Origin of the sequence: Arthrobacter sp. SD76 (assembly GCF_049726125.1) — a bacterium.
Taxonomy (GTDB): Bacteria; Actinomycetota; Actinomycetes; order Actinomycetales; family Micrococcaceae; genus Arthrobacter; species Arthrobacter nitrophenolicus.
The window spans coordinates 1,341,278-1,354,085 of record NZ_JBNBLR010000001.1 but is presented as its reverse complement, the minus strand read 5'-3'; the positions used below and the strand labels follow the sequence as shown (position 1 = coordinate 1,354,085).

At 62.8% G+C, this 12,808-nt stretch carries 11 protein-coding genes and 3 pseudogenes; 12 read left to right on the top strand and 2 right to left on the bottom strand.

What is annotated here, in order from left to right:
• Positions 1-133 precede the first annotated feature (133 nt).
• A complete protein-coding gene (locus ACPEE0_RS06660) occupies positions 134-3,034 on the top strand; it encodes a GH25 family lysozyme (RefSeq protein ID WP_424574184.1) in 2,901 nt (966 codons plus the stop codon).
• A 64-nt stretch (positions 3,035-3,098) separates the two neighbouring features.
• On the opposite strand, the pseudogene rfbA reads toward ACPEE0_RS06660, so the two are convergent.
• Positions 3,099-3,967 (bottom strand): annotated as a pseudogene (gene rfbA, locus ACPEE0_RS06655) (glucose-1-phosphate thymidylyltransferase RfbA).
• 56 nt (positions 3,968-4,023) lie between these two features.
• Between rfbA and rfbB the strand changes: the two are divergent.
• From rfbB to ACPEE0_RS06635, 4 genes and pseudogenes are all read left to right on the top strand, one after another.
• Positions 4,024-5,022, top strand: a complete 999-nt coding sequence (rfbB, locus tag ACPEE0_RS06650) for a dTDP-glucose 4,6-dehydratase (protein WP_009356853.1) — start codon at positions 4,024-4,026, stop codon at positions 5,020-5,022.
• A 3-nt stretch (positions 5,023-5,025) separates the two neighbouring features.
• Positions 5,026-6,449, top strand: a pseudogene (locus ACPEE0_RS06645) (sugar nucleotide-binding protein).
• Positions 6,446-7,177 (top strand): glycosyltransferase family 2 protein, encoded by a 732-nt coding sequence (locus ACPEE0_RS06640; protein ID WP_424574183.1) that lies wholly within the window; start codon positions 6,446-6,448, stop codon positions 7,175-7,177. Before ACPEE0_RS06645 ends, ACPEE0_RS06640 begins: the two are co-directional and overlap by 4 nt.
• A gap of 9 nt (positions 7,178-7,186) precedes the next feature.
• Entirely contained in the window at positions 7,187-7,576 is a 390-nt protein-coding gene (locus ACPEE0_RS06635) for a DUF2304 domain-containing protein (protein ID WP_009356850.1), read from the top strand.
• 94 nt (positions 7,577-7,670) lie between these two features.
• Here the strand turns inward: ACPEE0_RS06635 and ACPEE0_RS06630 are convergent, their stop codons facing one another.
• A complete protein-coding gene (locus ACPEE0_RS06630; RefSeq protein ID WP_009356849.1) occupies positions 7,671-8,552 on the bottom strand; it encodes a glycosyltransferase family 2 protein in 882 nt (293 codons plus the stop codon).
• 207 nt (positions 8,553-8,759) lie between these two features.
• Between ACPEE0_RS06630 and ACPEE0_RS06625 the strand changes: the two are divergent.
• The 7 genes and pseudogenes from ACPEE0_RS06625 to ACPEE0_RS06595 form a co-directional block, all read left to right on the top strand.
• A pseudogene (locus tag ACPEE0_RS06625) lies at positions 8,760-8,861 on the top strand (glycosyltransferase family 2 protein); the annotation flags it as partial.
• The gene (locus ACPEE0_RS06620) at positions 8,855-9,472 is read left to right on the top strand and encodes a glycosyltransferase (protein WP_424575250.1); all 618 of its coding nucleotides are present in this window, start codon (positions 8,855-8,857) and stop codon (positions 9,470-9,472) included. The pseudogene ACPEE0_RS06625 and the gene ACPEE0_RS06620, both read left to right, overlap by 7 nt.
• The gene (locus tag ACPEE0_RS06615; RefSeq protein ID WP_424575249.1) at positions 9,472-9,933 is read left to right on the top strand and encodes a glycosyltransferase; all 462 of its coding nucleotides are present in this window, start codon (positions 9,472-9,474) and stop codon (positions 9,931-9,933) included. Before ACPEE0_RS06620 ends, ACPEE0_RS06615 begins: the two co-directional genes overlap by 1 nt.
• A complete protein-coding gene (locus ACPEE0_RS06610; RefSeq protein ID WP_424574182.1) occupies positions 9,930-10,406 on the top strand; it encodes a hypothetical protein in 477 nt (158 codons plus the stop codon). The genes ACPEE0_RS06615 and ACPEE0_RS06610 overlap by 4 nt, the downstream gene beginning before the upstream one ends.
• A gap of 53 nt (positions 10,407-10,459) precedes the next feature.
• Positions 10,460-11,503, top strand: a complete 1,044-nt coding sequence (locus ACPEE0_RS06605; RefSeq protein WP_354175322.1) for a hypothetical protein — start codon at positions 10,460-10,462, stop codon at positions 11,501-11,503.
• Between the two features lie 27 nt (positions 11,504-11,530).
• Positions 11,531-12,172 carry a hypothetical protein gene (locus tag ACPEE0_RS06600; RefSeq protein ID WP_424574181.1) on the top strand — a complete coding sequence of 214 codons (642 nt, stop codon included), beginning with the start codon at positions 11,531-11,533 and terminating at the stop codon, positions 12,170-12,172.
• A gap of 32 nt (positions 12,173-12,204) precedes the next feature.
• Complete coding sequence (locus ACPEE0_RS06595) at positions 12,205-12,762, top strand: hypothetical protein (RefSeq protein ID WP_424574180.1); 558 nt, start codon at positions 12,205-12,207, stop codon at positions 12,760-12,762.
• Positions 12,763-12,808 lie beyond the last annotated feature (46 nt).

Here is a 12,808-nt window from a genome sequence, read left to right as displayed (position 1 = left end):
TTTACACCAGCAACACGGTGCTATGGTGAGCGCGTTAATTATCAGAAACCTGTCCGGTTTGTTCCTGGGGGATCGGCCGGAACAGCAACCCGCATGAGGGCTCGTGGAGCGCCTCATTGTCTCCGGAGCCATAATGAAACGGAACCTGTCTCAGTCCCGTCACCCCGCCAGAAGACCGCTGGGCATAGCACTGCTGTTGGCCGCCCTGGTCACCGGCCCAGGCGTCTCAGGTGTTGCCTTGGCGGTGGAACCCGCTCCGGCCCCTGCCACGTCTTCGCCTGCGCCGGGCACGGCCGAGCCTTCGGCACCGGCGCCGGTTCCGACGTCGACCCCGGAGGCAAGCGCCACATCCCCGGCTGCAGCCAGCCCGCAAGCCAGCGAACCTCCGGCCCCGGCTCCATCACCCGAGACGGCGCAGTCGATGGCAGATGCGGTCGGCGTGGGCGGGGCGGAAATGGGGCAGCGGTCCGCCCGGGTAACCTCTGGCCGCTCGGACTCGCTGAAGAAACTCAGCACGGAACCGCTGGCCAGCGAAGGCACCTGGATGCCGACATTCGGTGTGCAGGGACTGGACGTCAGCGGGCACCAGCCAAGCGTGGACTGGCAGCACCAGTGGAACATGGGGGCGCGTTTCGCCTACGTCAAGGCCACGGAGGGCAACTACTACACGAACCCCTACTACGGCTCCCAGTTCCAGGGCTCGCGGAATGTCGGCATGATCCGCGGCGCCTACCACTTCGCGATTCCCAACTGGTCCTCGGGTGCGGACCAGGCACGGTACTTTGTGCAGAACGGCGGTGGTTGGTCAAGCGACGGATACACCATGCCGCCGGTGCTGGACTTTGAGTTCAACCCTTACGAAGGCCGGACTATCAACGGCTTCTACTTCGGCAACACCTGCTACAACATGTCTCCCGCCCAGCTGCAAACCTGGGTGCGGGACTTCGGCACCACAATGCAGTCGCTGACCGGCAGGCTGCCGGTCATCTATACCAACACAAACTGGTGGAACCAGTGCCTCGGCAACCCGGCAGGCTTCGGTGACTACCCGCTCTGGGTCGCTGCCTACCCCAGCTCCCCCACCAACAACGCAGGACCGGTCCCCTCGGCCAGCTGGGGTACATACAGCATCTGGCAGTACAGCAGCACAGGCCCCTTTGCCGGTGACTCGAATGTCTGGAATGGCGACTATGCGGGACTGAAGGCGTTCGCCTCAAGTGGGGTGCCGCCGGCTGCCACCCGGGCCATCGACGCACTTCGGGCGTCCATGCCGTCCCTGGGCGCTGCCATTTCATCCACAGTGTGCGGGCTTCGAGACGGCGGATGCTTCCGCGGATACGAGACCGGAATCGTCATGTGGTCGCCCACTGCGGGAGCGCAACCCAGCCTCGCCGGACCCATCCGCGATGCCTGGGCCCGCAAGGGATACGAAAACGGCCAGATGGGGTATCCGGTATCCGGAGTCATTTGCGGATTGAAGAACGGCGGCTGCTTCCAGAATTACCAGGGCGGATCAATCATGTGGTCGCCGGCAACAGGAGCGGCCCTGGTGCCGTTCGGAGCTATCCGTGAGTACTGGGCGGCGCAGGGCTACGAAAACGGAGCCCTTGGGTACCCGTTGAGCGACCAGGTCTGTGGCCTTAAGAACGGCGGATGCTTCCAGCTTTTCCAGGCCGGTTCCGTCCTGTGGAGCCCGGCGACGGGTGCACGCCTGGTCAAGACCGGCCCGGTGCTGGATGCGTGGGGACGGGCGGGCTTCGAGAACGGGTTGCTCGGCTACCCGAGCGCGGATGCCGTCTGCACCAGCACCTCCTGCACCCAGAACTTCGCCGGCGGCGTTGTAGCCTGGACCTCCACCTCAGGCGCCTGGCCGGTGTTCATGGGCATGGGTGAGACGTGGAAGGACGCCCGGACAAAGGGCGAGCCGATTGGCTTCCCGGTTGCGGGAGAAGTGTGCGGGCTCCGCGGGGGAGGCTGCTACCAGCTGTTCCAGGGCGGTGTCCTGCTGTTCTCCCCCACCACCGGAGCGTCCACACTCACTGGCCGGATCCTTGATTACTGGCAAAAATCCGGATTCGAGAACGGCCGGCTCGGCTACCCGACCGGCCCCGCGAGCTGCGGGGCCGTCCAGACCGAATGCCGTCAGTCATTTGAGAAAGGCGTGGCAGCCTATTCCGCCACCACGCCGCCCGAAACTGTGGCGGCAGGAGCAATGGCGGCCGGCTGGGAACGCACAGGCTGGGGTGCGGGCAGCCTGGGTTATCCAACCTCAGGCCAGTACTGCGGACTGAAGGACGGTGGCTGCTTCCAGATGTTCACCAAGGGTGCGTTGATGTACTCGCCGGCCACCGGCGCCCAGCCGAGCATCCTGGGACCGATCCGTGACCTGTGGCAAAAGACGGGTTTTGAAAACGGCTCCCTCAGCTACCCGGCATCCGCTGTGATCTGCGGTTTGGTAGACGGCGGATGCTTCCAGAACTACTCCTCGGGAACGGTGCTGTGGTCGCCGGCCAGCGGAGCCAATGCGGTCATGTTCGGCCCCGTGCGGGACGCATGGGTCAGCTCCGGATTCGAGGCCGGCAAGCTCGGTTATCCGGTCAGCGGGCAGATCTGCGGGCTGCGCAACAGTGGCTGTTTCCAGAACTTCTCCAAGGGCACGGTCATGTACTCCCCTGCCACCGGGGCACAGGCTCTCACGTCAACTCCCATCAGGGAACGGTGGGCCGCCACAGGGTACGAATCCGGCTCACTGGGCTACCCCACGAGCGGAACCATCTGCGGCCTTCGCAACGGCGGCTGCTTCCAGAACTTCGAAAAAGGCACCATCATGTGGTCATCCACCAGCGGCGCCCACCTGATAACGCCAGGGCCGATCCAGCAGAGCTGGGCCAGCCAGGGATTCGAAGCCGGGGCCCTGGGGTATCCCACCAGCAGCCAGACCTGCACAGCAGACAGGACTTCCTGCAGCCAGTCTTTCCAGGGCGGCACCATCACCTGGACAGCGGCAGGCGGCGCAAGGATCACCCTGCGCTGATTAAAGAAAAGGGAGGCGGAACCCGCACAGCGGGTTCCGCCTCCCTTTCTATTTGGACTACTGGCTAGTGGCCGTACTCCAGCAAGTCGATCAGGTAGGAGCCATATCCGCTCTTGACCAACGGCTCCGCCCGCTCCCGCAGTTCGTCGTCCGTGAGGAAGCCAAGCCGCCAGGCAATTTCTTCGGGTGCCCCGATCTTCAGGCCCTGCCGGTTCTCAGTGGTGCGGACAAAGTTGGACGCGTCATTGAGGTCATTGAAGGTTCCGGTGTCCAGCCACGCAGTTCCGCGGGGAAGGATCTCCACCTGCAGCTTTCCCCTGTCCAGGTACGTCCGGTTGACGTCCGTGATCTCAAGTTCCCCCGCGCAGAGGGCTTGAGGTTCCGGGCAATTTCCACGACGTCGTTGTCGTAGAAGTAGAGACCGGGAACCGCATAGTGGCTTTTCGGCTTGTCGGGCTTCTCTTCAAGCGAAATGGCCCGGCCTTCGGAATCGAATTCAACCACTCCGTATGCCTTGGGATCGGCTACCCAATAACCGAAGACCGCGCCGCCGTCGATGTTCTCGAAGCGGCGCAGCTGCGTGCCCATGCCCTGGCCGTAGAAAATGTTGTCACCCAGGACAAGGGCAACATTGTCATCGCCAATGTGCTCTGCGCCCAGGATGAAGGCCTGTGCCAGGCCGTCCGGGGAGGGCTGCTGCTTGTAGGTGATGGAAACGCCGAAACGCGAGCCGTCCCCCAGCAGCCGTTCGAACTGGTCCGCGTCATGCGGGGTAGTGATGATCAGGATGTCCCGGATGCCCGCAAGGATCAGTGTGGACAGCGGGTAGTAGATCATTGGCTTGTCGTAGACCGGGACCAACTGCTTGCTGACGCCCAGCGTGATGGGGTGAAGCCTGGAGCCGGTACCGCCGGCAAGTATTATTCCGCGCATGTCCCCCATCTTTCCTTTCGCTAACTGCCGCGGCAAATCCGGTACCCTTGGGAATTATGCAGCGACTTCTTGTTACCGGCGGTGCCGGGTTCATCGGTTCCAACTTCGTCCATTACGTACTTGATAACACCGATGACCACGTGACCGTGCTGGACAAGCTGACCTACGCAGGCAACCTGGAATCACTCCGCGGCCTTCCCGAGGACCGTTTCACCTTTGTCCAGGGTGATATCGCCGACGCCGGGCTGGTGGACGGGCTGGTCGCCGCGACAGACGTGGTGGTCCACTACGCGGCCGAATCGCACAACGACAACTCGCTGCATGACCCGCGCCCGTTCCTGGACACCAACATCATCGGCACCTACACGCTGATCGAGGCGGCCCGGAAGCACAACAAGCGCTTCCACCACATCTCCACCGACGAGGTGTACGGCGACCTGGAGCTGGATGACCCGGAGCGGTTCACCGAGCAGACCCCGTACAACCCCTCCAGCCCGTACTCCTCCACCAAGGCGGGCTCTGATCTGCTGGTCCGGGCCTGGGTGCGGTCCTTCGGGCTGCAGGCGACCATCAGCAACTGCTCCAACAACTACGGCCCGTACCAGCACGTGGAAAAGTTCATCCCCCGGCAGATCACCAATGTCATCGACGGCGTCCGGCCCAAGCTCTACGGCAAGGGCGAAAACGTCCGCGACTGGATCCACGCCAACGACCACTCCTCGGCCGTGCTTGCCATCATCGCCAAGGGCAGGATCGGCGAAACCTACCTGATCGGCGCCGACGGCGAGAAGAACAACAAGGACGTCGTCGAGCTGATCCTCAAGCACATGGGCCAGTCCCCGGACGCCTACGACCACGTGGTGGACCGGCCCGGACACGACCTGCGCTACGCCATCGACTCCACCAAACTCCGCGATGAACTCGGCTGGGAACCCCGGTTCTCCAACTTCGACGCCGGCATCGAGGACACCATCGCCTGGTACCGCGACAACGAGGACTGGTGGCGGCCGCAGAAAGCAGCCACCGAAGCCAAGTACAAGGAACAGGGCCAGTAGTCCATGCCTTTGGAATTCTCGAAAAAGCTTGCTGCCCGCGAGACCCCTATCCCCGGAGTCGTCCTGTACGACCTCCCGGTGCACGGAGACAACCGGGGCTGGTTCAAGGAAAACTGGCAGCGGGAGAAAATGGTCGCCCTTGGACTTCCGGATTTCCGCCCGGTCCAAAACAACATCTCGTTCAACGAGAAGGCTGGAACCACCCGCGGCATCCACGCGGAGCCGTGGGACAAGTTCATTTCGGTAGCCACCGGCAAGATCTTCGGTGCCTGGGTCGACCTTCGCCAAGGGCCGTCGTTTGGCACTGTTTTCACTGCTGAACTGGACCCGAGCCAGGCTATTTTCATTCCCCGCGGCGTGGGCAACGCGTTCCAGACGCTCGAGGACAACACGGCTTACACCTATCTTGTGAACGACCACTGGTCAGCTGATGCGCAAAGCCAGTACACGTTCCTGAACCTTGCAGACGAGACGGTCTCGGTCCCTGGCCCATCCCGTTGAGCCAGGCCGAGCTGTCCGACAAGGACAAGGCGCATCCCCGCCTGGCCGACGTCGTGCCGATGCCGCCGAAGAAGACCCTGGTTGTGGGTGCGAACGGACAACTGGGCAAAGCCCTCCGTAATCTCTACGAACGAGATTCGTCGGTCGAGTTCGCCGGCCGCTCCGAATTCGATCTGGGCAACCGGGAATCCTTCGCCGGCCGGAACTGGAAGAACTACTCCACCATCATCAACGCGGCCGCCTACACGGCAGTTGACGCTGCAGAATCCCCGGAGGGACGCGGCGAAGCCTGGTCCGTCAACGTCGCGGCCGTGTCCGCGCTGGCCAGGACCGCCGTCGAGCATGACCTCACGCTGGTCCATGTTTCCTCCGACTACGTTTTCGATGGCACCCAGGTCCGCCATGGCGAAGACGAGCCCTTTACCCCGCTTGGCGTCTACGGCCAGACGAAAGCCGCCGGCGATGCGATTGTCCAGGTGGTGCCCCGCCACTACATCGTCCGCACCAGCTGGGTCATCGGCGACGGAAACAATTTCGTCCGCACCATGGCATCCCTGGCTGACCGGGGCATCGAGCCCTCCGTGGTCAATGACCAAATCGGCCGCCTCAGCTTCACGGAGGACATTGCCGCCGGCATCCGCCACCTGCTTGATTCGGGTGCGGAGTATGGGACCTACAATCTCACCAGTGACGGCGAGCCGCAATCCTGGGCAGACCTCGCGGCCGACGTGTACGAATTGTCCGGCAAGGACCGTGCCGCTGTGACCGGCGTCAGCACTGCCGAGTACTTCAAGGGGAAGGAAGCGGCGCCCCGTCCCCTCAACAGCGTGCTGGACCTGACCAAGATCAAGGCAGCCGGGTACGAGCCGGCCCTGTCGAGCACCCGCCTGGAGTCCTACGTCAAGAACGGACTGATTAAACAGTGACCGTGCCCGCCCGCACCCCCGACACACTCGTCATCATGCCCGCGTGGAACGAGTCCGAGTCCATCGGAAACACCATCCGGGAAGTCTTCGAATTCGGCCCTCCCTGCGATGTCCTGGTCGTCGATGACGGCTCCCGCGACAATACAGCCCAGGTTGCCCGGGCGGCAGGAGCCACTGTCCTGCAACTGCCGTTCAACATGGGCGTGGGCGGCGCGATGCGGACCGGCTTCAAGTACGCGAAAAGCCACGGCTACAGCCAGGTCATCCAGGTCGACGCGGACGGCCAGCATGATCCCCGCGACATCAAGGCTGTGCTCGACGGCCTCCAGCACGCCGACATCGCCATTGGTGCCCGGTTCGCCGACAAAGGCAACTACACGGTGCGCGGCCCGCGGAAATGGGCCATGAAGGTACTGGCGTGGACGATCTCCAGGGTCGCCGGAACAACGCTGACCGACGTTACCTCCGGATTCCGGGCAGCAAACATGAAAGCGATCCGCCAGTATGTTGACCACTATCCGGCGGAGTATCTTGGCGACACCATCGATTCGCTGGTTGTTGCGATCCGCTCCGGATGTACCGTCAGGCAAGTCGCGGTCTCGATGCGTGCCCGCCAGGGCGGCACGCCCAGCCACGACCCAATAAAGGCCGCCATATACCTCGGACGCTCAGGAATGGCCTTGCTGTTTGCCCTGACGCGGAAGAAAACCGAGCCATCCACTAACTAGGATTCCAATATGTCGCTCCTTATGGGCTCCATCGTCGTCGTGGCGATCCTCTTCTTTGTCTTCGAGATGCTCCGCCGGCAGAAACTTCGGGAGAAGTATGCCGTTCTGTGGATTGTCATCGGCATAGGCACCCTCCTCCTTTCCGCTTTTCCGTCACTCCTCGAAAAAGCCAGCGGACTCATCGGCATCCAGGTGCCGGCGAACCTTCTGTTCATCATGACGCTCATTCTGCTGGTAGGCGTCTGCCTCCATCTCTCCCGGGAGCAGTCGCAGGCTGAAGACGAGGTAAGGATCCTCTGCGAGGAAGTGGCTTTGCTCCGCGCAGAACTGGCTGATGTCCGGAACCAGATTGAAGTGGGGCGCGGGCCCGTCAACGGTTCGGAGCCGCACGGGCACTAGCTCCCTCCTGGGCGGCACGGCAAAAGGCCGCACAACTAAAGAAGCGAAAACAAGAAAAGGGACGCCCGGCCGGGCGTCCCTTTCTTTGCAGCCTTTAGCTCACAATGTGTTTGGCGAGGCGGGGCAGCGAATCGAACTTGCCCTTCTGGACCGACTTCAGGATCAGGGAAGCGGCGTTCAGCCGGGATGTCGTGTGGAAGCTTGCGGCCCGCGCTGCCCCTTTCCAGCCCAGCTTGCCGAAACGCTCGGCCTGCTGCTGGAAGAACCGCCGCTCCTCGTCAAAACGCCTGCCGTCCAATGCACGCACGGATGAATCAGATGCAGAATGCCGGCGGTACAGGAATGCCAGGACGGGATCCACAATCATGGAGCCGTGCTCTGCTGCGATATCCAGCAGGAGTGCGAGGTCCTGGACCACGTCCAGGCCCTCCGTGAAGCCGATACGCTTCACCGTCTCGGAACGCCACGCCAGCGAGGGGAAATAGGCCCAGTCGGCGCGGACGAGGCTGGTTGCCATTGCCTCGCCCTTCAGTTCGATGCGCTCACTGGTCTTCGGGGCGTAGACCTTCTTCACGGCATCCACCAGGGGGGTGCACGCAATGCCCTGTTCGTCAATCACCTGGACACCCGGCTGGACGACGTCGGCCTTGGGGTATTCCTCAAAGGCGCTGACAACAACGTCCAGGTAGTTGGGGAGCATGATGTCGTCGGCACCCATGATGACCACATAGGGCGCTTCGACCAGCGTCAGTGCCTTGCGGTAGTTACCGTTGGCACCGAGATTCTGCTCGTTCTTCATGTAGGTGACGCGGGGATCCGTGATGGTTGAAAACCAGCGCTCGGGTTCTGGATCGGGGTACCCGTCGTCGATGACAACAAGCCGCCAGTCCTGGTTCTCCTGATTCATCACGCTGCGGGCGGCGAGCTTCATTTGATGGACATCGCCGTAGTACGGCAACATTACGTCAACGGTCATGGACCTGAGGTTCCTTCCGTGGTTTCCGCTCGAAGAGCTCGGCGGCTGCGTCCCCTCGAGTATAGTTGACCGGCACCCGCGTCCTTCCCGGCAGGCGCAGCTTGCTAGACTGCTTGGGACCTGCCCGCCCCGCTGGCACCGCCCGGAGGCACGAGGAGAAGCTTACTGGAGCCCGCATCCGCCCCGAAGCCGCGCGTCAGCGTATGCATGGCGGCATATAATGGCGCCCGCCACATCAAGGAACAAATTGACTCGATCCTGGCGGAAATCGGCCCAGGGGACGAGTTGATTGTTGTCAACGACTGTTCCACCGACGAAACGCCGGCGGTTGTCGCCGGAATGAACGACCCGCGGATCCGGCTGATCCAGGCCAGCGCAATAACGGCTACGTCCGTACGTTCGAGTGGGCCCTCAGTGAGGCCCGCGGCGAGTTCGTGTTCCTTTCGGACCAGGACGACGTGTGGCTGCCTGGCCGGGTGGAACGCATGATCTCGGCCATGGACGGCAAGGACATGGTGGTCAGCAACTGCAAACACTTCGATGGGCCCCTTGGACCATTCCATGAGATCCGCCTCCGGCCCGAAGATTCCTCGCACGCCGTCCGCAACATCCTCGGCATCGTGGTCGGGTACCGGCTGCATTGGGGATGCGCCATGGCTGTGCGGCACAGGCTCCTCGAGCAGGTACTGCCTTTCCCGACCTACATGAAAGAGTCCCACGACCAGTGGCTGGCCACAGTGGGCAACGTTAACCGTTCCATCGTTTACCTGGAAGAAGACACCATCCTGCATCGTTTACACGGTGAAAACCTGACCCCACACGGCATCCGTTCCGCATCCAAGATCCTGAAGGCACGGATCGTCTTCCTCCGCAACGTCTATGAGGCCGTCCGGCGCGCGCGGCGGGCCAGGGCAGCGTGATGGTTCCCGAAGAGTTGGCAGGAGCCCAGCCGGCCCGGGACGTGTGCGGAGTCGTTTCGGCTTTCAACCCCGGCCCGGAGAACGTGGCCAACGTCACCTGGCTCCTGCGCTTTGTTGAGCACGTTGTGGTGGTTGACGACGGGTCACCCAACGACGTCTCCCCGGCACTGGAAGAGATGGAGCGGGCGGGCGCCGTCGTTATAAGGCTGGCCACGAATTCCGGGATTGCCCGCGCGCTGAACGTCGGCATCAAGGAAGCCATTTCCCGCTGGAATCCCGAGTGGGTGGTGACCATGGACCAGGATTCGCGGTTTACCGGCGACTATGTGGTTTCGGCGTTGGCAACGGCGCGCAACTCCCATGAACCGGAAACGGTAGGCATGGTCTGCGCTGAATCACACAACAACATTCCCCTGCCGACCTGGGCAACCCGGACGAACCCCAGATCTTCGATCCGATGACCAGCGGCACCCTGGTACGCACAAGCTCATTCAAGGCCGTTGGTTTCTTCGACGAGGGCTTCTTCATTGACTGCGTGGACTCCGAATTCAACGCCCGGCTGCGTGAACGTGGACTGCGCGCCCTGGCCGGGAGGGGCTGCAACCTGGAGCACAGCCTGGGCAATGCACGTCCCATGAAGATCCTTGGCTGGCATGCACGGGTGGGCTCCAAGAAACTGTATGTCTACTACCACGCACCGTTCCGTGTGTACTACATCACGCGCAACTCATTGATTCTCGCCCGGCGTTACGCCCTGAAACAGCCGACGTGGGTCCTTCGCCGGATCTACATGGAGATCCAGAGCCACGTTGTCAGGTTCGGATTTGGCCCCAACCGGAAAAAGCACCTCGTCGCCGCGCTGGCGGGCGTTCGTGATGCCCTACGCCAGAAGATGGGCAAGATCGACGACTCCCTCGCCGCCCGGCTGCGGTAGCAAAACCCATCATCCAGCAGTGCCCTGGCCCGGCCGAGACCGAAAGACCAGTCATGACCACCACTTCAGGAACAATCTTTGTCCTCTACCACAAGGGATTAAGGACCGGCGGCCCCGAAGCCCTGCACCAGCTCGTGGATATGCTCCGGGAGCTTGGGCAGGATGCCTACCTGGTTCCGCACCCCCACACAGCCCACAATTCGCGGGTGGAGCAGTACAACGTCTACAACGCGCCCGAAGCTCCTGAGATTGTGGATTCGCCCGAGAACGTGGTTGTCTTCCCGGAAACCTACATTTACGAAATGCCGAAGGTGAAGCTCGCCCGGCGCATGTGCTGGTGGTTGAGCATCGACAACTCGCTTACGTTCATGGCGGAGAGGATGTGGCAGCGCAACACCGCAGGGCTGGTGGACAAGGCGAAAGAAGGCGCTGTTCCGTTCGCGCGGATGTGGAAGAACCGGGTGAATCCCGGCATGCTCCGGAAAGACCGGGACGTAGTCCACCTGGTCCAGTCGTCCTACGCCTGGGCCTTCATTGCCACCCGCCTGGACGTGGTGCCCTCGCTCCTTTCCGACTACACGCCAAACGCTGAGTTCCAGGGCACGCCCGAGTCACCGCGCAACCGGCAACTGGTCACCTACAACCCTGCCAAGGGTGGGCACCTGATTGACGCGGTCAGGGCCCAGTGCCCGCCGTCTATCGAGTGGCGCCCTATCGCGGGGATGACTCGGTCCGAGGTTGTAGCGACACTGCAGGGATGCGGCATCTACCTGGACCTGGGGCACCACCCGGGCAAGGACCGGATGCCCCGCGAGGCGGCCCTGTCCGGTGCACTCACCGTGGTCGCCCGGAGGGGTTCGGGGGCCTTCTACGCCGACGTTCCCGTTCCCTGGGAACACAAGGTCACGCCGGGCCGCGATGAAGTGCCGACGGCTGCAGCCATGCTTCCCCGACTCATCGAAAACTTTGACGCCGAGGTGGCAAAGCAGGACACCTACCGGTCCGCCATCCTCAACGAGCGCTCCAGGTTCAAGAGCGAAGTCGAAGACGTATTTGTGCGGGGCCGGCTTGGCAAGGACGCCTATGACTACCTGTAGTGCGCGCCCCAGGCCAGGGGGACAGGCATGATCAAAAGGATTGCAGCGTTCGCCGGGCTGCCGCTGCTGGCCTCGCTGGCGTCGTTCATCCTTCTGCCGATCATCGCGCGGGTAGGCGGAGCCCCGGCTTGGAACTCCCTTGCCGTCGGCCAGGCGGTGGGCGCCATCGCCGCCATTGTCATAGCACTGGGATGGCCGCTCACGGGACCGGCTGCCGTGGCGTCCGCGCCGGAAGAGGCAGTACGACGGCGTCACTACGCCGTCAGCTTCGTCACCCGCTCGTTCATGTTCCTTTGCACTGTGCCCCTCATGGCGGTTGCGCTGGTGTTCACCAGTGGCACCAACCAGTTTTGGGTCGCTTTCCTGATGGCGTGCGCCCAGGCTGCGGCCGGCCTGACCCCGGCCTGGTACTGCATCGCGACAGGACATGCGGGGCGGATCGCGAAGTACGACGTCGTCCCGCGGATGATTGCCACCCTTGGTGTCATTCCGTTGCTGTTCGCAACGGGTGAGATCTACCTCTACCCCCTGATCCTGCTGGTACTGGGCCTGGCAGGAACATTGTGGTTCAACAAGGACCATTCGGAGCGCGAGGATTTCAAAGGACTCACCCTGCCCGTCGTCCTGAGAGAAATCTGGGACTTCGGGCCGGCGCAGGCATCACTGTAGCCGCCGGGGCCTACGCCTCCACGCCTGTTCTGGTGGTGCAATTTGCCGCTTCAGCTGCCGGTTTGGCCGCCTTCGTCTCTGCCGAGAAGCTCTACCGCATCGGGCAGCTTGCCACGGCAGCGCTGGGCAACAGCCTCCAGGGCTGGGTCAGCGAATTCGGTGCTGACCATAAGCACCGCCGGAAGTTCTCGCTCATGGCGCTCACCGGCCTGGGCCTTGCCGGCTGGTTGATCATGACCCTGGTGGGACCTTGGGCCAGTGCGGTGCTCTTCGGTGCAGCATTGGCCGCCGACTTCTGGACGTGCTTCTGGTTTGGCCTGTCGTTCCTGCTTGTCTGCGTAACAACATCCACCGGCGCCCATTGGCTTGTGCCGGCGAAGCGGATGCGTGTTGTGTTCTCCAGCACCATTACCGGCGCCGTGGTGGGCCTGCCCGCCATGATCATCCTTTCCGGCCTGATGGGTGGCGCAGGAGGCGCGCTTGGCCTGGCGATCGGTGAAATCGCAGTCACAGCCATCCAGTTGCGCGCTGTCCTGCAGCTTCTCCAGGACAAGGCGCCGGAGGACAGGACCGAGGAAGTACCTTCGTGAGCTGGATTGGTATTCTTCCCGCGGTGGTGACCGCCATCCTCCTGCT